Consider the following 20,065-nt stretch of genomic DNA (forward strand, 5'->3'; position numbering starts at 1 on the left):
GCGCCTCAATCGGATGGAGTGGCTGGACCTATCGCAGAACCCCCTCGGCCTGGCCCCGGATTTGAGCAACATGCCGCACTTGAGGTACGTGTTCCTCAGGAACACCGAACTGGAGCACTGGCCCACCGGGTTGCGGGATCAGAGTGGCCTGCGCGAACTCAACCTGGAGGACAACCACCTGCGTACGATCCCGCCCGAGCACCTGGAGCCGCCGGCCGAGTACGCTGAGCAAATGATCAAGATCAACCAGGTCACGTCGATCAGAGGCAATCATTTATCCGCCCAGGCGGAACAGGCGCTGGACGATTATTGGCGACGCTTGTCCCAGAGCCATCCCGAGCTGTTGCTCAACGGTCGCGGGGACAGTTTCTCGGTGGAATCTCCCTCAATCGCCCAAGTGCGGCAGATGAACCCTAATTACGATATTGGCCGATGCCGGCAGCACATCTGGAACCTGGGGGCAGACGCCGAGGTGCAGTTGTCTCGCCAGTTCCAGGAATACAGCGACCTCAAGGCGCAGCTGGACAGTTGGGTGTTTTCCGGTGGTGGTGCGCGTCAGCGCTACGTTCGCATGAACCAGGTAATGGATAACCTTGCCCAACGTGACGACCGCGTCATGGCCCGTACCCGCATCCTGGCATGCTGGCGCCAGGAAACCCCGATGAAGTTTGCCGCCGACAGCACACCCATCGGTTTGGAAATGGACCTCAGTGACCTGACGTTGTCCAGCCTGCCGGACCTGGATGCGGACTTCAGCCATGTCGGTTCATTGCGGCTCACACGCATGCAGTTGAGCGCCTCCCCGGAAGGATTTCTCGGCGGCTTTCGTGGTTTGCGCTGGTTGGATATGTCGAACAATGCGTTACGTGAACTGCCGCCAGCAGTGGGTGAAATGCATGGCCTGACGCGGTTGTTCCTGGACAACAACTCAATTCGCCTGACCCCTGAAACCACGCGGATCCTGTCTGAGCGCACGACCCTCAGGGCACTGTGGATGGATAACAACCCCCTGGGCATGGCCCCGGACTTCAGCCGCATCCCCGACATCCGCTCGGTCCACCTCAGTGGCACCGACCTTCCCCACTGGCCCGTGGGGCTGGGCAGCCAGGCCTTGCTGGACGATATCAACCTGGCCAATAACCAATTGACCACGCTGCCGGTTGACCTCATCGACCCCTTAGAGGAGCAACTGCCTCACGCTGCACGCTTGTCCACGATCACCAACGTCAACAACAACCCCTTCACCGAAGCCACGTTGCAACAGGTGCGTGTCTATAACGCTCGGTTGCTGGAGGAGGAGCTTGTTCAGACAGGTCGGCCGCCGAGGCTCGTCGCTACCGCCCTGGGCCTGCGTTCTCCAGTGGTGGCCAGGCCATTGGGCGTGCCGTTCGAGCGCTGGACCCGAGGCCTGAACCCCGACCAGGTGGCCGCTCGGGCCCGGCAGTGGAGCCTCCTGCACGACGATCCATGCAGCCCGGGTTTTTTCCAGATGCTGGCCGACATGAACGCATCTGCCGACCCTGCTGACCTGCAACGGCGGGTGTGGGAGGTGATCGACAGCATCACCGAACCCAACACCGAGTCCGAAGCCTTGCGCGAGGAGATGTTCACTTGGGCGGGGCGCGCTGCGTGTTGTGACCGCGCCGCGCTGTCGTTCAGCAACCTGGAAATCATGCAGATGGTCTACCGTGCCAAGGCCGGGGCGACCGAGGCGACGCAGGGGCCTGCCCTGTTGCAGTTGGCCCGTGGCCTGTTCCGTCTGGATGAAGTGGAAAAGACCGCCTTGGAAGACATTGCCCAGCGCACGGCGGCCATCAACCATGACCCTGATCTGACACGGGTGCAGAAGCAGTCGAGGATCCAGCAACTTGAAGAAGTGGAGGTGCGCCTCGCCTATCGCTACGGGTTGAAGGGAGAGCAGCAGCTTGATTTGCCGGGCCAGCCGGATCAGGCGCGGTTCATTGCCATGGGCAAGGTCAGTCAGCCGGTGCTGGATGCCACGCGCGCGCGCATCCTGGGGTTGAATAACTCGCCTGAAGAGTTCCAGAGCTTATTGTCCAGGGACTTTTGGAAAGACTACGTGGCCCACAAGTACCGCCCGCAGTTCGAGGCGCAAAGCAAGCCGTATCACGAGCAACTGGCGGCGTTATTGGAGCAGGTGGAGGCCGGGCAACTGTCCCGGGACGCCTATGATACCCAGGCCCAGGCACTGCAGAGCCAACTGGGGATTGCCGAGGCTGGCTTGATTGAAACCCTGACCCGCACCGAACTCCAGGAGCACCCGTTGCCCGGTCCGCCTGAGAACCGGGCAGGCAATGAAGTACGCTAGAACAGGAAATACCGCTGGGCCATCGGCAGCACATCCGCCGGCTCGCACCACAGCAACACACCGTCGGCCTTGACCTGATAAGTCTGTGGGTCGACCTCGATGTCCGGCAGGTAGTCGTTGTGGATCAAGTCGGTTTTTTGCACCTCGCGGCAGCCCTTGACCACGGCGATCTGCTTCTTCAAGCCCAGGGCTTCGGGCACTCCGGCGTCCTGGGCGGCCTGGCTGATAAAGGTCAGGCTGGTGGCGTGCAGCGAGCTGCCGAAGCTGGCGAACATCGGGCGGTAGTGCACCGGTTGCGGCGTCGGGATCGAGCCGTTGATGTCACCCATCAGGCTTGAAGCAATCGCGCCACCCTTGAGAATCAGGGTCGGCTTGATGCCAAAAAACGCCGGGCGCCACAGCACCAGGTCGGCCCATTTGCCCACTTCAATGGAGCCCACGATGTGGCTCACGCCGTGGGTGATCGCCGGGTTGATGGTGTACTTGGCGATGTAGCGCTTGGCGCGGAAGTTGTCGTTGCCGGAGCCGTCGCCAGGCAGCGGGCCGCGCTGCTTTTTCATCTTGTCGGCGGTTTGCCAGGTGCGCGTGATCACCTCGCCAACGCGACCCATGGCCTGGCTGTCGGAGCTGATCATGGAGAACGCGCCGAGGTCGTGCAGGATGTCTTCGGCGGCAATGGTTTCGCGGCGGATGCGGCTTTCAGCGAAGGCCACGTCTTCGGCAATGCTTGGGTCCAGGTGGTGGCAGACCATCAGCATGTCCAGGTGTTCGTCGATGGTGTTGCGGGTGAACGGGCGGGTTGGGTTGGTGGAACTGGGCAGCACGTTGGGGAAGCCACAGGCCTTGATGATGTCCGGCGCATGGCCGCCACCGGCACCTTCGGTGTGGTAGGTGTGGATGGTGCGGCCCTTGAGGGCGGCCAGCGTTGTTTCGACGAAACCGGACTCGTTGAGGGTGTCACTGTGGATCGCCACTTGCACGTCGTATGCGTCGGCGACACTCAGGCAGTTGTCGATGCTGGCGGGCGTGGTGCCCCAGTCTTCGTGCAGCTTCAGGCCGATGGCCCCGGCCTTGACCTGCTCGATCAACGGCTCCGGCAAACTGGCATTGCCCTTGCCGGTGAAACCGATGTTCATCGGGAACGAGTCGCTGGCCTGGAGCATGCGTGCCAAGTGCCACGGCCCGGAGGTGCAAGTGGTTGCGTTGGTGCCCGTGGCCGGGCCGGTGCCGCCGCCGATCATGGTGGTCACGCCGCTGGTCAGCGCTTCTTCGATTTGCTGCGGGCAGATGAAGTGCACGTGGGTGTCGATGCCGCCGGCGGTGAGGATCATGCCTTCGCCGGCAATCACTTCGGTGCTGGCGCCGATGGCCATGGTCACGCCGGGTTGCACATCCGGGTTGCCGGCCTTGCCGATGGCGTGGATGCGGCCGTTCTTGAGGCCGACGTCGGCTTTGACGATGCCCCAATGATCGATAATCAGCGCGTTGGTGATCAGGGTGTCGACTACCTCATGGGCGAGCAACTGGCTCTGGCCCTGGCCGTCGCGGATGACTTTGCCGCCGCCGAATTTCACTTCTTCGCCGTAGATCGTGAAGTCCTGTTCGACTTCGACGAACAGCTCGGTGTCGGCCAGGCGGACCTTGTCACCGACGGTGGGGCCGTACATGTCGGCGTAGGCTTGGCGGGTGATTTTCATGTGAGAGTGCCCTGAAAAGTTGTGTTGAATATGAAATCGTTATCGCAGGCAAGCCAGCTCCCACATTTGGAATGCGTTCCCATGTGGGCGCTGGCTTGCCTGCGATGGGGCCCTACAGGTCGCCCATGACTCGGCCGGCAAACCCAAATACTCGCCGGCCCCCGCTCAAATCGACCAACTCCACCTCCCGACTCTGCCCCGGCTCAAACCGCACCGCCGTCCCCGCCGGAATATTCAGGCGCATGCCCCGGCTGGCCGCACGGTCAAACGTCAGCGCGTCATTGGTCTCGAAAAAATGATAATGCGAACCCACCTGGATCGGTCGGTCGCCGCTGTTGGCCACGCTCAGAGTGAGGGTGCGGCGGCCCGCATTGAGTTCGATCTCACCGGGCTGGATCAGGTATTCACCAGGAATCATGAAGGTTGCCCCAAGGTCTTGAAGTAGATGGCGGTTGGGTGTGCACGCCCGTCCGGGCTTTGGCAGTAGTCGGGAAGCTCACCGATCTTGGTGTAGCGCAGCGACTGGTAGAAGGCTTCGGCCGGCGAGCCGGCTTCGGTGTCCAGGTACAGCAAGCCGCGCTGGTGCTGGCGCGCGGCGAGTTCCAGTGTGTTCATCAATTGCTGGCCCAGGCCGTGGCGACGTGCCTGGCTGTGTACCATCAGCTTTTGCACTTCGGCGCGGTTCAATCCGTTGGCTTTCTGGCAGAGCGCCAATTGCACGCTAGCGATCACTTGTTCATCGCGCACCACCACCCACAGCAGCAGGCTGGCGTCTTGCAGTTGGGTGTGCACGCCGGTGAAGTAATCGCGGGCCTGGGCCTCATCGATGTCGGCCATGAAACCCACCGAAGCGCCATGCTTTACCGCGTCCAGCAACAGCTCGATCAAGCCCAGGCGGTAGTGGGCAAAACTTTCAGCATTGACTCGACGCAGTTGTGCGGCGCTCATCGACGTCACTCCTTGGGCGGTTGTGCGCCCGGGTTCAAGGTCAGTTGCATGAAGGTCAGGTCCAGCCAGCGGCCGAACTTGATGCCCACCTGGGGCATTTGCCCGGTGGTAATAAAGCCCTGGCGTTCGTGCAGGCGGATCGAGGCCTGGTTGCCGCTTTCGATGGCGGCGACCATCACGTGTTTGCCACAGGCGCGGGCGCGTTCGATCAGGGCTTCCATCAGGCGCGGGCCGAGGCCCTTGCCGCGCTGGTCGTTGCGCACGTACACCGAGTGTTCGACGCTGTAGCGAAAACCCTCAAACGGGCGCCAGTCGCCAAACGACGCGTAGCCAGTCACTTCATCGTTTTCGATGGCGACCAGAATCGGGTAGGCCTGGGACTGGCGCGCGTTAAACCATGCCTGGCGGTTGGCGAGGTCCACCGGTTGTTCGTTCCATATCGCCGTGGTGTTGAGCACCGCGTCGTTGTAGATGTCGCGGATCTGCGCCAGGTCCTGCTCGGTTGCATCACGAATCATGCTCGCACCTCACGCGATCGGCTGGTGGACGGTGACCAGCTTGGTGCCGTCGGGGAAGGTGGCTTCCACCTGGATGTCCGGGATCATTTCCGGGATGCCTTCCATCACTTGCTCGCGGCTCAGCAGAGTGGTGCCGTAGTGCATCAGGTCGGCCACGGTACGGCCGTCGCGGGCGCCTTCCATCAAGGCGGCGGAAATGTAGGCGATGGTTTCCGGGTAGTTGAGCTTTACACCCCGCGCCAGGCGGCGTTCGGCGACGAGGCCGGCGGTGAAGATCAGCAGTTTGTCTTTTTCCCGTGGGGTCAGGTCCATGGTTCAAGGTCCTTCAAACAACATTCATAAAAACACCGGAGATCCAATGTGGGCGCGGGCTTGTGTGGGAGCTGGCTTGCCTGCGATGGCATCACCTCGGTCAACCAGAAACACCGAGCCGTCTGCATCGCAGGCAAGCCAGCTCCCACAGGAAGCAGGTTCCACATTTTGATCTTCATGTGCTCCAGATTCTCGGTGAAATCGCTTCTCGGCCGAGGACGGCCGGACGCAACAGGCGCCATAAATCAATCAACCAGGCCCGTGCATGCAGCGCTTCACTGGCCAGGCAACGGGCAACCAGCAAACCCGGCAATTGCGTCAAGTCACCGCGCACCCCGTGGGGCAGGGCGCGGCATTGCTCAAGTAATTCAGGGTCGATCTCAGCCGTCAGCAGCAACGTGGCAAACACCGGCTGGCCATCCAGGCCGATGGGCGAGTCGAGCAGACCGTCGGCGCCTACAATGCGCTGGCGCTCATGCCAGAGCAACTGGCCGTCGCGGCGGATATCCAGGTGCGACTGAAAGTGGCCGAGGTCGAAACGCTCGCCACTGGCAGGGCGGCCGAGGGCGACCACGTCCCAGTAAAACAGCCGGGCGTCGCCTTGCAGCTCAATGCGCGTCGTGAGTTCGGCCTGGGCGGCGCTGAACACGATGGTTTCCTGGGGCAGCCACTCCAGGGTGGCACCGGCTTCCACGATGAGGTCCAGTTGCTGATAGGCCGGGCTGTTGGCGCGGTACCACTTGGCTGCGCCGGGGCTGGTCAACTGCGCCCAGGCGCCCGCGCCGATGTGGGCGCTGATGTCCAGGCGGTCACCGCCGGCAATGCCGCCGGGCGGGTGCACGATGATGTGCTGGCACACCTCGGGGCCTTCGGCGTAGAGGTGCTTTTGCACCCGCAGCGGCCCAAGGTGGCGGCGCATCACCGGGCGCGTGGTGTCGCCGAAACGCGCATAACCGAGCTCCAGCTCGGCGTGCCAACTGGGGGTGAACAGGGCAGGGGTAACGGGCAGGTTCATGGTGTGTGCTTATCGTCAGGACGCTACAGATTAGATCGTTACGAGCCCGCGTACACCCTCGGCTTCCATATTTTCACCCAGGCCCTGCTGCACGATTTCACCACGGGACATCACCAGGTATTGGTCGGCCAATTCGGCGGCAAAGTCGTAGAACTGCTCCACCAGCAGGATCGCCATGTCGCCACGGGCCGCGAGCTTCTTGATCACCGCGCCGATCTCCTTGATTACCGACGGCTGGATGCCTTCGGTGGGTTCGTCGAGGATCAGCAGGCGCGGTCGGCTGGCCAAAGCGCGGCCGATCGCAAGTTGCTGTTGCTGGCCGCCCGACAGGTCGCCGCCACGGCGATGCTTCATCTGCAGCAGCACCGGGAACAGCTCGTAGATAAACGCCGGCACTTCCTTGGCCTCGGAGCCGGGGAAACGTGCCAGGCCCATCAGCAGGTTTTCTTCCACGGTCAGGCGCCCGAAAATCTCCCGGCCCTGGGGCACGTAGGCGATGCCGGCGTGCACACGCTGGTGCGGCTTGAAGCCGGTGATGGCCTTGCCTTCCCAGGTCACTGCGCCTTCCTTGGACGGCAGCAGGCCCATCAGGCATTTGAGCAAGGTGGTCTTGCCCACGCCGTTACGCCCGAGCAGGCAGGTGACTTCGCCGACCTTCACGTCAAAAGACAGCCCGCGCAGGATGTGGCTACCGCCGTAATACTGGTGCAGCTTGTCGACTTGCAGCATTTTCACATTCTCCTCGGTTCCCTGATTGGAACCGGATCAACTGTGGGAGCTGGCTTGCCTGCGATGGCGGTGTGTCAGTCAACATCGTTATCGCAGGCAAGTCAGCTCCCACATAAAGCAGTCCGTGTCCGGGTTAGCGGCCGAGGTAAACCTCGATCACCCGTTCGTTGTCCTGCACCTGTTCCAGCGAGCCTTCGGCCAGCACGCTGCCTTGGTGCAACACGGTGACGTGGTCGGCAATCGAGCCGACAAAGCCCATGTCGTGCTCCACCACCATCAGCGAGTGCTTGCCCGCCAGGCGCTTGAACAGTTCGGCGGTGAACTCGGTTTCGGCATCGGTCATACCCGCCACTGGTTCGTCCAGCAGCAACAGCTGCGGGTCTTGCATCAGCAGCATGCCGATTTCCAGGAACTGCTTCTGGCCATGGGACAGCAACCCGGCCGGGCGCTGCGCCGAGGCGGTGAGGCGGATGGTGTCGAGCACTTCCTCGATACGGTCTTTCTGTTCGCCGCTCAAGCGTGCGCGCAGGCTGGCCCACACCGATTTATCGGTCTTCTGCGCCAGTTCCAGGTTCTCGAACACGCTCAGGGCTTCGAACACCGTGGGTTTCTGGAACTTGCGGCCGATGCCGGCCTGGGCGATCTGCACTTCGCTCAGGCGGGTCAGGTCAAGGTGTTCGCCAAACCAGGCCGTGCCATGGCTGGGGCGGGTCTTGCCGGTGATCACGTCCATCAGCGTGGTCTTGCCTGCGCCGTTGGGGCCGATGATGCAGCGCAGCTCACCCACGCCGATGTACAGGTTCAAGTTGTTGAGCGCCTTGAAGCCGTCGAAGCTGACGCTGATGTCTTCCAGGCTCAGGATGGTGCCGTGCCGGGTGTTCAGGCCTGGGCCTGCCGCCTGGCCGATACCGATGGCATCGCGGCCGGTGCCGGCGTCGAGAATAGGTTCGAGCATCACGTTTCTCACTTCTTCAGCAGCCCGATCACGCCCTTGGGCAGGTACAGGGTGACGATGATGAACAGCGCCCCGAGGAAGAACAGCCAGTATTCCGGGAAGGCCACGGTGAACCAGCTCTTCATGCCATTGACCACGCCGGCGCCAAGCAGCGGGCCGATCAAGGTGCCGCGCCCGCCCAGGGCTACCCACACGGCGGCTTCGATGGAGTTGGTCGGCGACATTTCGCTGGGGTTGATGATGCCCACCTGCGGCACGTATAGCGCCCCGGCCAAGCCGCACAGCACCGCGCTCAATACCCACACGAACAGCTTGAAACCGCGTGGGTCGTAGCCGCAGAACATCAGGCGGTTTTCTGCGTCACGCAGGGCGGTCAGCACCCGACCGAACTTGCTGCGCGCCAGGCGCCAGCCGATGAACAGGCTCGCCACCAGCAGCAACACCGTGGCCACGAACAGCACTGCCCGCGTGCCCGGTTCAGTGATGCCAAAGCCGAGGATGCTGCGAAAGTTGGTAAAGCCATTGTTGCCGCCAAAACCGGTCTCGTTGCGAAAGAACAGCAGCATGCCGGCGAAGGTCAGGGCCTGGGTCATGATGGAGAAATACACGCCCTTGATCCGCGAGCGGAAGGCGAAGAAACCAAACACCAGCGCCAGCAGACCCGGCGCCAACACCACCAGACACATCGCCCAGAGGAAGTGTTCGGTGCCCACCCAGTACCACGGCAGTTCGGTCCAGGAGAGGAAGGTCATGAACGCCGGCAGCTCATCGCCGGAGGCCTGGCGCATCAGGTACATGCCCATCGCATAGCCGCCAAGGGCGAAGAACAGGCCGTGGCCGAGGGACAGCATGCCGGCGTAGCCCCACACCAGGTCCAGGGCCAGGGCGACAATGGCGTAGCAGAGGATCTTGCCCACCAGGGTCAGGGTGTAGGCCGAGACATGCAGGGCATTTTCTGCGGGCAACAACGACAACAGCGGCAGGGCCAGCAGCGCGGCGAGAATCGCCACGCCCACCGCAATCGTCACCTTGGGGCCGGCCTTTTGCGTGGCCGTGAGCATCAATGGCTGGTTCATCAGTCGATCACCCGTCCTTTCAGTGCGAAGAGTCCCTGCGGGCGTTTCTGGATAAACAGAATGATCAGCGCGAGGATCAGGATCTTGCCGAGCACGGCGCCGATCTGCGGTTCCAGAATCTTGTTGGCGATGCCCAGCCCGAAGGCGGCCATGACGCTCCCCGCCAACTGGCCGACACCGCCAAGCACCACGACGAGAAACGAGTCGATGATGTAGCTCTGGCCCAGGTCCGGGCCGACGTTGCCGATCTGGCTCAGCGCCACGCCGCCCAAGCCCGCGATGCCGGAACCCAGGCCGAACGCGAGCATGTCCACGCGGCCAGTGGGCACGCCGCAGCAGGCGGCCATGTTGCGGTTCTGGGTCACGGCCCGCACGTTCAGGCCCAGGCGCGTCTTGTTCAGCAGCAGCCAGGTCAGCACCACCACGCACAGTGCGAAGGCGATGATCACGATGCGGTTGTACGGCAGCACCAGGTTGGGCAGCACCTGGATGCCACCGGACAGCCATTCGGGGTTGGACACTTCGACGTTCTGCGCACCGAACACCAGGCGCACCAACTGGATCAGCATCAGGCTGATGCCCCAGGTGGCCAGCAGGGTTTCCAGCGGCCGGCCATACAGGTGGCGAATCACCGTGCGTTCCAACGCCATGCCGATGGCGGCCGTGACAAAAAACGCCACCGGCAGTGCGATCAGTGGGTAGAACTCGATGGCGGCAGGCACATAGCGCTGCATCAACAACTGCACCCCATAGGTGGAGTAGGCGCCGAGCATCAGCATCTCGCCATGGGCCATGTTGATCACGCCGAGCAGGCCGAAGGTGATCGCCAGGCCCAGGGCCGCCAGCAGCAGGATCGAACCCAGGGACATGCCGCTGAAGGCCTGGCCGAGGATTTCGCCGAACATCAGTTTGCGCTTGACCTGGGCCAGGCTGGTCTCGGCGGCGGTGTGCACGGCGGCGTCGGCTTCGACGCCAGGAGCGAGCAGCGCTTCAAGGCGCGTGCGCGCCAGCGGGTCGCCGGTGCTGCCGAGCAGACGCACGGCGGCGAGGCGCACCACCGGGTCAGGGTCGACCAATTGCAGGTTGGCCAGGGCCAGGCTGAGGGCGGTGTGCACGTCCTCGTTTGTCTCGGCGGCGACCTGCTGGTCGAGGAATTTGAGCTGCGCGGGCTGTGCGCTTTTTTGCAGGGTTACTGCGGCGGCCAGGCGCACCTTGGGGTCGGCGGCGAGCAGTTGCTGGCTGGCTTGTACGTTGTCGATCAGGCTGCGCAGTCGGTTGTTCAGGCGCACGGTTTTGGTTTCACCGTTGACCGTGAGTTGGCCTTGTTGCAGAGCGTCCACCAGCTCGATGCGCGCGGGATCCGGCTGGGCAGCCCAGTCCTGGAGCAGCTTGGCTTGTTGGGCCGGGTTGGCGGCGAGGAAGTCGTCGGCGTCGCTGGCGTGTGCTGCGAAGGGCAGCACAAGCAGGGCCGTGAGGATGAAGCGGTACAGGGCAGTGGGCATAACAAAGTGTCCTGATCATGCACGGTTCAAACTGTGGGAGCGGGCTTGCTCGCGAATGCGGTGTGTCAGTCAATGCATTTCTTGCTGAACCACCGCATTCGCGAGCAAGCCCGCTCCCACAGTTTTTGACCGAGTCGGGCTTTAGTTACTTTTCACCGCGTAATCCGGCTTCTTGTCATTGCCCGGGATGTAAGGGCTCCACGGCTGGGCGCGGATCGGCTTGTCGGTCTGCCACACCACCGAGAACTGCCCGTCAGCCTGGATCTCGCCGATCATCACCGGCTTGTGCAGGTGGTGGTTGGTCTTGTCCATGGTCAGGGTGAAGCCGGACGGCGCGGCGAAGGTCTGGCCGGCCAGGGCTTCACGCACTTTGTCGACGTCGGTGGACTTGGCTTTCTCGGCCGCTTGCGCCCACATGTGGATGCCCACGTAGGTGGCTTCCATCGGGTCGTTGGTCACGGCCTTGTCTGCGCCCGGCAGGTTGTGGGCCTTGGCATAGGCCTTCCAGTCGGCGACGAATTTCTTGTTCACCGGGTTCTCCACCGACTGGAAGTAGTTCCAGGCGGCAAGGTTGCCCACCAGCGGCTTGGTGTCGATGCCGCGCAGCTCTTCTTCACCCACCGAGAACGCCACCACCGGCACGTCGGTGGCCTTCAGGCCTTGGTTGGCCAACTCTTTGTAGAACGGCACGTTGGAGTCGCCGTTCACCGTGGAGATCACAGCGGTCTTGCCGCCAGCGGAGAACTTCTTGATGTTGGCGACAATGGTCTGGTAATCGGCGTGGCCGAACGGGGTGTAGACCTCTTCGATGTCTTTATCGGCGACGCCTTTGGAGTGCAGGAACGAGCGCAGGATCTTGTTGGTGGTGCGCGGGTACACGTAGTCGGTACCCAGCAGGAAGAAGCGCTTGGCGCCGCCGCCCTCTTCGCTCATCAGGTATTCCACGGCGGGGATGGCTTGCTGGTTCGGCGCGGCACCGGTGTAGAACACGTTCGGCGACATCTCTTCGCCTTCGTACTGCACCGGGTAGAACAGCAGGCCGTTGAGTTCTTCAAACACCGGCAGCACGGACTTGCGCGACACCGAGGTCCAGCAACCGAACACCACGGCCACCTTGTCCTGGGTCAGCAACTGCCGGCCTTTCTCGGCGAACAGCGGCCAGTTGGACGCGGGGTCCACGACCACCGGTTCAAGCATCTTGCCGTTCACCCCGCCCTTGGCGTTGATCTCGTCGATGGTCATCAGCGCCATGTCTTTGAGCGACGTTTCGGAGATGGCCATGGTCCCGGACAACGAGTGCAGGATGCCGACCTTGATGGTCTCGGCGGCCTGCACGGTCCAGGTCATGCCCATGGCGGCAATGGATGCCGAAAGAGTGAAAGCCTTGATCAAGCTGCGACGCTTCATGGTGCGATCTCCGAGAACCCAAGTGTTGTTGTTGGACAGATGGGAGGGTGATTGCAAGGGCTGTGCCTGCTTTGTCGGGCGCCGCGTTCAAGGGGGATCGGGCGGAGCTTGCCGTCGGTGGTGCACTGATTAAGCGCCGGATCGGTGGGGTGAAAAGCGTGGGGCACTGTCTTGGTGCGAGAGGCGGCTAACTATGTAGCACCCTCAGAATCAGAGGGTGTTCAGGATGACGGAACACCCACATTTGTTCCGAGGAGTCATCATGGACGATCAACCCCTGCGCGAAAAACGCGCAACCCTTCCGGCCGGTCACGCCAAACTTGGCGTGCTCAGTCCGGCCTTCAAAACGGCGGATGAGGTCGCCCGCTATCTCCATGGGCGCGTGGGGCTCAATTTGCAGGTGGAGTTCGGCAGCGTCATTCTGCGGCGTTTGGCGGACGGTCTTTTTGTTGGCAGCGAGCCGATTTCGGACCGGCCCACCACGTTCAATTTCAGTCTCTTGCTGGACAGCAACCCGGCCAACACGGCTTACCTGGACCCGGAGGGGTACCACATTGTCGCAAGCTGGCACACGCACCCCAATACGACGGCGTGGGTTGCGCGTGAAAATCCTGCGTGGAGCGCGCACCAGATCACGGCTTACCAGGGGTTTTACTCAGAGCCGGACATCATCTTCAACCACCAGAACCGGCCAAAATTCAGGGAGGCTTACCTCTCTGGGCCGGACGGCACGCTGATCAAATACCAGTTTGATGAAACCCCGGCGGCGCTTGGCTTTGCTCACTGGATTACCACTCGAGGGCCGTTCGAATCGCCGCATGCCTTTGACGGGACCATTGAAGGGTATTACAAGAAAGTCGCCTCAGTCGGGCGGTTGACCTTTCTGATATCCAGCCCTTACTGGGGTGGTTCGGTGGGCCAGGTTCCGGCCAATTGGGAGCCTTACAAGCCCTGGCCGGTATTTGCAGACACGCAGCAGGCGTTGGCGCAGGCCACGATACAGATGCGGCGTAAACCCAACATTCGGCAACAGGTATTGATTCTGCAGTCCGATACGCTTTCGGAGTATGTGGCGCGCGATCCAGATCCAATCGAGGGGCTGGCGAGCGAGTTGCCCCCGTTGCCTGTTGGCTATCACCTGCATGGGATTTGCGTTAATTCAAGGCCATTGCCCGCCCAATACCCGACGCTGGAAAGCTGGCTGTTCAAAAACTTCATCAGCCCACTGGAGCTTGCACAGCACATTGTGCAGTTTCGACAGTACAGCCAGGGCGCGCAATCCACGCTGGGCGCGTCGTTGTATATCCGGCTACGGGACGACGCCATCTTGCGCTATCGCTTTTCCGGCTCGGCGCTCGAGTCCCAGTTGTTTGCCTATGCGCCAGACGGTCAGGTGATCGATAACGGCTGGCAAGCCGCGCTCCTGGACGGTTCATTGCTGACCCGCGACTTTGTCCGAAAAGTGGCAGAGGCGGGTGAACTGAGCGTGGAGAAAACCAGTGCGCTGTGGGACCGCAGTGGCGTGGTGGATGCGCAGTGGGTCCCCTATTCGCAGTTCCCGCTGCCGCCCCTGAGTATTGCTTTTTTGTCGGCCGACGACGCAGCCCGCTTTATCCATGGCACCCTCAATGGGCGTCGCGAGCAGGTACTCGGCGGGATGATTCTCCAACGACCCGATGGCCGCTTTGTGGTGACGCAGCCCGTGCCCACGGGGCCGAGGCCCTTTGCTTTTGAAGGCCTTTACCCGGTTGATCGCCAGCACTCACCCATTATCCTGAACGCGGGTTATCGCCTGCATGCGCGCTATGGCACGCGTGCTGCGCTGTCGACCACTGACCCGGTACTTGTTGCCCGCCTCAAGTGGACCCGCCAGGAGGCTGAATTGGGAGGGCAAATGTTTCACCCCGCAGACGTCGCCGACCTCCTGGCGTCCGGGCTTCCCGGCTACCTGTCGGGATCCCAGGACAGCCTGATCCTCTACAGCCCGTCTATCACGACCTCGGATTGGCGTAAGCAATGGGTGCCTGAAACGGCCAATGGCGAGAGTGCGATTGGAAAACGCTTTGCCGACGGTGTGATCAAACCCGCGGATGTGGTGCGCACCCTCGCCGAGGCGGGCACGTTGCGGGTGGTCATCGGCAACGCGTTGTGGGGGCCGGCCGACTTTGTCGAGCTGGACTGGGGCCCGGGGGTGCGCACGTTGCAGTTCCAACGCCCGGCGACGGTGAGCCACGGGCCTCTATTCGGCAACGCCAACGACGCTGCCAGCGATCTTTTTCGACGTGATCCACAGGACTATGCACAACCGTATGCCAGCCTCTACTTTGCGTTCATTCTCAAGCACGAACGCCGGGAAGAATACGTTGCCAGCGAGTTGATCCCGGTCACCCGCCAATCGCCGCTGCTGTCTCTCGCCAGCCTGTATGGCACGACATTGCCCGACGGTTTCGATTGCCACAGCCTGTATTACGCCAACCAGTTTGTCGGCAATGGCTCGGCAGCCTGGTTGAAACGGGTGTTTATCGAACCCGAGGACTTGAGTGAGGCCATTGTGCAGGCGCGTCTCCAGTCGATGCAGCCGCCCTACGGCGCCCCGGTGTTTATAGCCACACCGGAGGGGGCCCTGTTGCGCTACCAGTCACCTTCCACCTTTGCCATGTTCGAGGCGCGCAGCGATGCGGACCCTCTTGAGACCGTGCGGGCCAAGCTGGATATTGGCACGCTGCAACCGATTCAGTTTGTACGACAGGTAGCAGCTTCCGGCCGCTTGCAGGTCATCCAGCCCAGTGATTGCTGGAGCATCGCCGGCGATGTGAATGGGCTGTGGGTCCCTTATGAAAACCTGCAGCGGCGCCGGCTCAGCCCGGCGTTTGTGTCGATGGATGACGCGGCGCGGTATATCCGTCGTCGTGTCTTGCCGAGCCTCGACCGATCCTATGGCGGCATTATCCTGCGTCGTGACGATGGCGGGTTCGTTGCCACTGAACCGCTTCGGGTGTCGGATGAAGTATTCGATGTCAAAAGCATCTTCCCTGATGAAATAGTCACACGTGGCCTGTACCCACCTCGCACAACGGTGGTTGCCAGCTACCACTCACGGCCGGCGACGCAATGGCCGTTTCTGCTCGCGCCGGCCCAGTCGGCGGTGTACGGCAACATGTTTTCCACACGTGTGTTGGCGCAGTCGCTGTCCGCTGCTCTAGCGCGTCACAGCCACTACTTGCTGGCGCCCGACGGTGCCTTGATCCGCTTGAAGCCGCGCCCGGAATTGAAATACACGCCCATTTCGGCTGCCATGCTCGTCACACGACCGCGTAATCGTAACGACTGGCTGAGCGGGTCGCTTGAACAGCAGATACGCAAGGGGGAGTTGGCCCCTGAAGCGTATGTGAACCGTGTGAGCCAAGCGTTCGAATTGCAGGTAGTGACTGGCAGTGCGATGTGGGGGATGCCTGGACCGGTTGACAGTTGGCGCCCGTTTGCCGGCGTGGACCTGCGTGGCCGGCGCTACCTTGAGGCGAGGGTCGACCCTGCATTAAGTCCGCTGCACAGCCGTGCCGATGATGCGGCGCGCTATGCCCATGAACATGCCGGGTCGAGGGATGAAGCACAGTTTGGCTATGTGCTCCAATCCACCGTCAACGGGCATTTTGTGACCACGTTGCCCGTCACCGACAGTGGGTCGGACCTGGCTCATCGTCGGGTTTTTGCCGATGCCGGTTATCCCTATCGCTATCAAATGGCCGGGCTGTATCTGTGTGGGTTGCAATGGGGCGACATTCAACCCGTCGGCGAGATCATGACGCTGGACTCCATTTATCGGGGGCTGATCTCCCCGTCGCGGTTGATATCGGCGATGTATCAGGTACGCGCGATGGCGAGCCGCGCGGCGTTTCCTGTTTATTTGTCGTGCGCCGATGGCGCCTTGCTGAAGTTCACCGTGCGTAATGACCGCTTTGTCGACTATCAGGACGACCTCAAGTTGAAACTGCGCCTGCTCAGCCCCCGTGAGTACATCCGGCGTACGGCGGCGGCTGGAGAGTTGCGCATCCTGGTGCCCAGTGACAATTGGCCGGGTGTGGGTGTAGTGGATGCGCAGTGGCAGCCGGGTCGCTCACAGGGCGTGTTGCCGGCTGACCAGACCTCATGGGCATTGGGCCCCGTGCATGTTCATCGCGATGATGCCGCCGGTTTCGTGCACGACCGGGCGGGGCGCTATGCCGGTCAACCGGCAATCGGTGCGTTGCTGGAGAAAACCGTGGCCAGCAATCATGTGCCGATACTGCCAACGCCTGATAACGGATTCCCATCAACGGTTGCGGTGAGCCTGTTCAAGCCTGATTCTGTTTGGCCGGACGGCTATCAGGTCAGTGCCGCGCACCTGCTGTTTCACGCGGGCCTGGACCAGGTGAGCGTAGGCGTTGAACGTTCCTACGCTGAGTATTTCGTTTCATGGCGCGAGCTGGGGTTTTACCTGTATGAACTGAAAAAACGCAGGTTACCCATCACCGGCTTTTACCTGACGGCCCGTGACGGGGCCTTGTTGAGCTACACCCCGACGTTCGGCCAGGATGAAGCCAACTTGTTGGCTGTAAATGGTAAGTGGACCGCTGAAGGGGGTTACACGGGCTTCGCCCCGACGCCTTCACACGCGCTGTCGGAACTGGCGCGACTCGGTCAGTTCCGGGTGCTGCGCCGTGGCAGTTTCTGGACCCTGCGCACCCTGGTGGGCAGCGACCTGAGGCTGCCAGGCAACACGACCTACCGGCCGGATCGGGATGAGTTGTGAGTCATCGGTCTAACGTTTGCGCATCAAACCGATAAAAAAAAATCCACCAATCGCCGCCGTGGCCACGCCAATCGGCAAATCCTCGGGGGCGATCAAGGTGCGTGCGGCCACGTCCACCCACACCAGGAACAGGCTGCCCAGCAGCGCACACACCGGCAGTAACCGGCGATGCTCGGCGCCGATCAGGCGCCGGGCGATGTGCGGCACCATCAGCCCGACGAAGCCGATAGAGCCGCTGATGGACACCAGCACACCGGTCATCAAGGACGCCACCAGGAACACCTTCAAGCGCACGTTGCGCGCGTTCAGGCCCAGGGTCACGGCTGTCTGTTCGCCGGCCATCAGCGCGTTCAACGGCCGGGCCATGCCTGCCAACACCAGCAAGCCCATCAGCACGGTAACGGCAGGAATCGCCAACAGCTCCCAGCGTGCCAGGCCCAGGCCGCCCAGCATCCAGAACATCACCGCCGACGCGGCGCGATGGTCGCCCATGAACAGCAGCAGGTTGGCCGCCGCCATCATCACGAACGACACCGCCACGCCGCACAGCAGCAGGCGATCGCTCTCCAGCCGCCCATTGCGACTGGCCACCGCCAGCACCACCAGCATGCTCAGCAGCGCGCCGATAAAGGCGGCGATGGGCAGGGTCAGCAGGCCGACAATTTCACCTACATGCAGCACCACGATCACCGCGCCGAGGGTGGCGCCGGAGGTGACGCCCAACAGGTGCGGGTCAGCCAGCGGGTTGCGCGTGACCGCCTGCAACACGGCACCGATCAAGGCCAGCCCGGCCCCCACCAGCGCACCCAGCAACATGCGTGGCACGCGGATCAACCACACAATATGTTCCTGCCCGGCCGGCCAGTTCACCTCACCCACGCCAAAGGCTTTGAACAGCACGATGCGCCACACCACTTCCACTGGCACCCGCGCCGGGCCGAAGCCCAGGGAGATCACACAAGACACCAGCAGCACCGCAGCCAGCGTGGCGAGCAACAAGGCGTAGCGACGGGTGATCATTCGCCGTGAAACCCCTTGGCCAGGGTTTCCACCGCCAGCACGTTGTCGATGCCTGGCGTGGCCTGCACGTAAGGGATCACGATAAACCGCTGGTTCCTGATCGCGTCCACCGCTTGCAGCGCCGGGTTGTTGAGCAGGAACTGCTCCTTCTGCTCGGCAGTGATTTCGCTGTAGTCGACGATCACGATCACCTGCGGGTTGCGTTCCACCACGGTTTCCCAGTTGACCCGGGTCCAGCTGGCGTCGATGTCATCGAGAATATTGCGCCCACCCGCCGCCTCGATCAGCGCCTGGGGCATGCCCAGGCGGCCGGAGGTCATGGCGCGGTCTTCTCCGCTGTCATACAGGAAGACGCGTGGCTTGTCGGCAGGCAGGTCGCTTTGCACGTTGGCCACCTGCGCCTGCATCTGTGCGATCAGCGCGTTGGCGCGGTCTTGCACGTCGAAGATCTTGCCCAGGTTGCGCAGGTCGTTATAGGTGTCGTCCAGCGTGGCGGCTGGGCGCTTCATCACGAACGCGCAGGACTCGGTCAGCTCGTACACGTTGATGCCCAGCGGTTGCAGGGTACTGGGGGTGAGGTCACCGCCCACGCGCATGCCGTAATCCCAGCCGGCGAAGAAGAAATCCACGTTGGCGTTGAGCAGGGTTTCCACCGACGGGTATTTGCTCGCCAACTCCGGCAGGCCGTCGAGAATCTCGGCCATTTCGGGGGTGACCGACTTCCAGCCGGTCACGCCGCTGTAGCCGGCCATGTGCGACTTGAGGCCCAGGGCGAGCATCATCTGGGTCATGTTGATGTCGTGGCTGACCGCGTGTTTCGGCGCTTCCTGGAAGGTCACGTCACGGTTGCAACTCTTGATGGTCACCGGGTAGTGAGTGGCTTCGGCAACGGCGTGCGAAGCGCCGAACAACAGGGCAACGGCGAGCAGGGTGCGCAGGGTCATGGTTGGGTTATCCAGGTGATTCGGGGGTAGCCGGACAAGGGGTGGGTGTCGATCAGTGCCTCGACGCCGAATACGTCGCGCAGCAGTTCGACGGTCAGTACTTCGTGGGGCGTGCCGCTGGCGACGATGCGCCCGTGGTTGATCACGTACAGGCGGTCGCAGAACGCGGCGGCCAGGTTCAGGTCGTGGATACTGGCGAGCGTGCCGATGTTCAGGCGCTTGACCAGCCGCAGCAGTTCCAGCTGATAGCGCGGGTCGAGGTGGTTGGTGGGTTCGTCGAGGATCAGCAACTGCGGCTGCTGGGCGAGGGCGCGGGCGAGGATCACGCGTTGTTTTTCACCGCCCGAGAGGGTCGCAAAGGCATGGTCTTCGAAGCCCCGCATGCCGACGGATTCCAGCGCCTGTTGGATCAGCTGTTGATCCTGCAGCGTGTCGCTGTCGAACAGCCCTTTGTGTGGCGTACGGCCCATGGCGACCACCTCGTCCACCCGCAGGCCGAAGGCATCGGGGAATTCCTGCAGCACCACGGCGACGCGTTGCGCGCACCATTTGGCGCTGTGTTTCCAAACGTTCTGGTGGGCGAGCGACACGTCACCCTGATCCGGCCTGGTGAACCGATAGGCGCAGCGCAGCAGGCTGGTCTTGCCGCTGCCATTGGGGCCGATCAATCCCACGAACTCACCTTCGCCGACCTGCAGGCTGGCGTCACACAAGTGGAACGAGTGCCGACAGTGGCCGTGAGCCTGGGGTGTCCAGGTGAGGCGGGTGAGGGTGAGAGAAGTCATCAATGCGCTCTGGGTAAACACCGTTCAAAAGTGTGGGAG

General features: G+C 62.4%; 16 protein-coding genes. 2 read left to right on the plus strand and 14 right to left on the minus strand.

The genetic code is table 11. The features are described from left to right. Window positions 1-13: 13 nt before the first annotated feature. Window positions 14-2,329 (plus strand): NEL-type E3 ubiquitin ligase domain-containing protein, encoded by a 2,316-nt coding sequence (locus HX803_RS32615; RefSeq protein WP_256732785.1) that lies wholly within the window; start codon window positions 14-16, stop codon window positions 2,327-2,329. Here the strand turns inward: HX803_RS32615 and ureC are convergent. From ureC to urtA, 11 genes are all read right to left on the minus strand, one after another. Further along, window positions 2,326-4,026 carry an urease subunit alpha gene (gene ureC / locus HX803_RS00115; RefSeq protein ID WP_178918415.1) on the minus strand — a complete coding sequence of 567 codons (1,701 nt, stop codon included), beginning with the start codon at window positions 4,024-4,026 and terminating at the stop codon, window positions 2,326-2,328. The two genes, HX803_RS32615 and ureC, sit on opposite strands and share 4 nt — an antisense overlap. A gap of 112 nt (window positions 4,027-4,138) precedes the next feature. Further along, window positions 4,139-4,444: an urease subunit beta gene (locus HX803_RS00120; RefSeq protein WP_178918416.1), complete on the minus strand. Its 306-nt coding sequence runs from the start codon at window positions 4,442-4,444 to the stop codon at window positions 4,139-4,141. After that, window positions 4,441-4,974, minus strand: a complete 534-nt coding sequence (locus HX803_RS00125) for a GNAT family N-acetyltransferase (protein WP_178918417.1) — start codon at window positions 4,972-4,974, stop codon at window positions 4,441-4,443. Before HX803_RS00125 ends, HX803_RS00120 begins: the two co-directional genes overlap by 4 nt. A 5-nt stretch (window positions 4,975-4,979) precedes the next feature. After that, window positions 4,980-5,492: a GNAT family N-acetyltransferase gene (locus HX803_RS00130; RefSeq protein WP_178918418.1), complete on the minus strand. Its 513-nt coding sequence runs from the start codon at window positions 5,490-5,492 to the stop codon at window positions 4,980-4,982. A gap of 9 nt (window positions 5,493-5,501) precedes the next feature. After that, a complete protein-coding gene (gene ureA / locus HX803_RS00135; protein ID WP_003171437.1) occupies window positions 5,502-5,804 on the minus strand; it encodes an urease subunit gamma in 303 nt (100 codons plus the stop codon). A 175-nt stretch (window positions 5,805-5,979) separates the two neighbouring features. Beyond that, a complete protein-coding gene (locus HX803_RS00140; RefSeq protein ID WP_178918419.1) occupies window positions 5,980-6,819 on the minus strand; it encodes an urease accessory protein UreD in 840 nt (279 codons plus the stop codon). Window positions 6,820-6,849: 30 nt separating this feature from the next. Next, a complete protein-coding gene (gene urtE / locus HX803_RS00145) occupies window positions 6,850-7,548 on the minus strand; it encodes an urea ABC transporter ATP-binding subunit UrtE (RefSeq protein ID WP_176997078.1) in 699 nt (232 codons plus the stop codon). A gap of 133 nt (window positions 7,549-7,681) precedes the next feature. Next, on the minus strand, window positions 7,682-8,503 hold the full coding sequence (urtD, locus tag HX803_RS00150; protein ID WP_178918420.1) for an urea ABC transporter ATP-binding protein UrtD: 822 nt from the start codon (window positions 8,501-8,503) through the stop codon (window positions 7,682-7,684). 8 nt (window positions 8,504-8,511) lie between these two features. Continuing rightward, complete coding sequence (gene urtC / locus HX803_RS00155) at window positions 8,512-9,579, minus strand: urea ABC transporter permease subunit UrtC (protein ID WP_178918421.1); 1,068 nt, start codon at window positions 9,577-9,579, stop codon at window positions 8,512-8,514. Next, entirely contained in the window at window positions 9,579-11,081 is a 1,503-nt protein-coding gene (urtB, locus tag HX803_RS00160) for an urea ABC transporter permease subunit UrtB (RefSeq protein ID WP_178918422.1), read from the minus strand. The genes urtC and urtB overlap by 1 nt, the downstream gene beginning before the upstream one ends. 141 nt (window positions 11,082-11,222) lie before the next feature. Further along, entirely contained in the window at window positions 11,223-12,488 is a 1,266-nt protein-coding gene (gene urtA / locus HX803_RS00165) for an urea ABC transporter substrate-binding protein (protein WP_176997074.1), read from the minus strand. A gap of 262 nt (window positions 12,489-12,750) precedes the next feature. Here urtA and HX803_RS00170 point away from each other — a divergent pair, with 262 nt between their 5' ends. Then, window positions 12,751-17,277, plus strand: coding sequence for a DUF4329 domain-containing protein (locus HX803_RS00170; protein WP_178918423.1), 4,527 nt, complete (start codon window positions 12,751-12,753; stop codon window positions 17,275-17,277). A 9-nt stretch (window positions 17,278-17,286) separates the two neighbouring features. Here the strand turns inward: HX803_RS00170 and HX803_RS00175 are convergent, their stop codons facing one another. From HX803_RS00175 to HX803_RS00185, 3 genes are read right to left on the minus strand one after another with little or no spacing between them, the layout of a single operon-like run. Continuing rightward, entirely contained in the window at window positions 17,287-18,297 is a 1,011-nt protein-coding gene (locus tag HX803_RS00175; protein WP_178918424.1) for an iron ABC transporter permease, read from the minus strand. Further along, entirely contained in the window at window positions 18,294-19,241 is a 948-nt protein-coding gene (locus HX803_RS00180) for an ABC transporter substrate-binding protein (protein WP_178918425.1), read from the minus strand. The genes HX803_RS00175 and HX803_RS00180 overlap by 4 nt, the downstream gene beginning before the upstream one ends. Then, entirely contained in the window at window positions 19,238-20,026 is a 789-nt protein-coding gene (locus tag HX803_RS00185; protein WP_178918426.1) for an ABC transporter ATP-binding protein, read from the minus strand. The genes HX803_RS00180 and HX803_RS00185 overlap by 4 nt, the downstream gene beginning before the upstream one ends. Window positions 20,027-20,065: the final 39 nt, after the last annotated feature.

It is taken from the genome of Pseudomonas sp. P7548, assembly GCF_013386585.1.
GTDB lineage: Bacteria > Pseudomonadota > Gammaproteobacteria > Pseudomonadales > Pseudomonadaceae > Aquipseudomonas.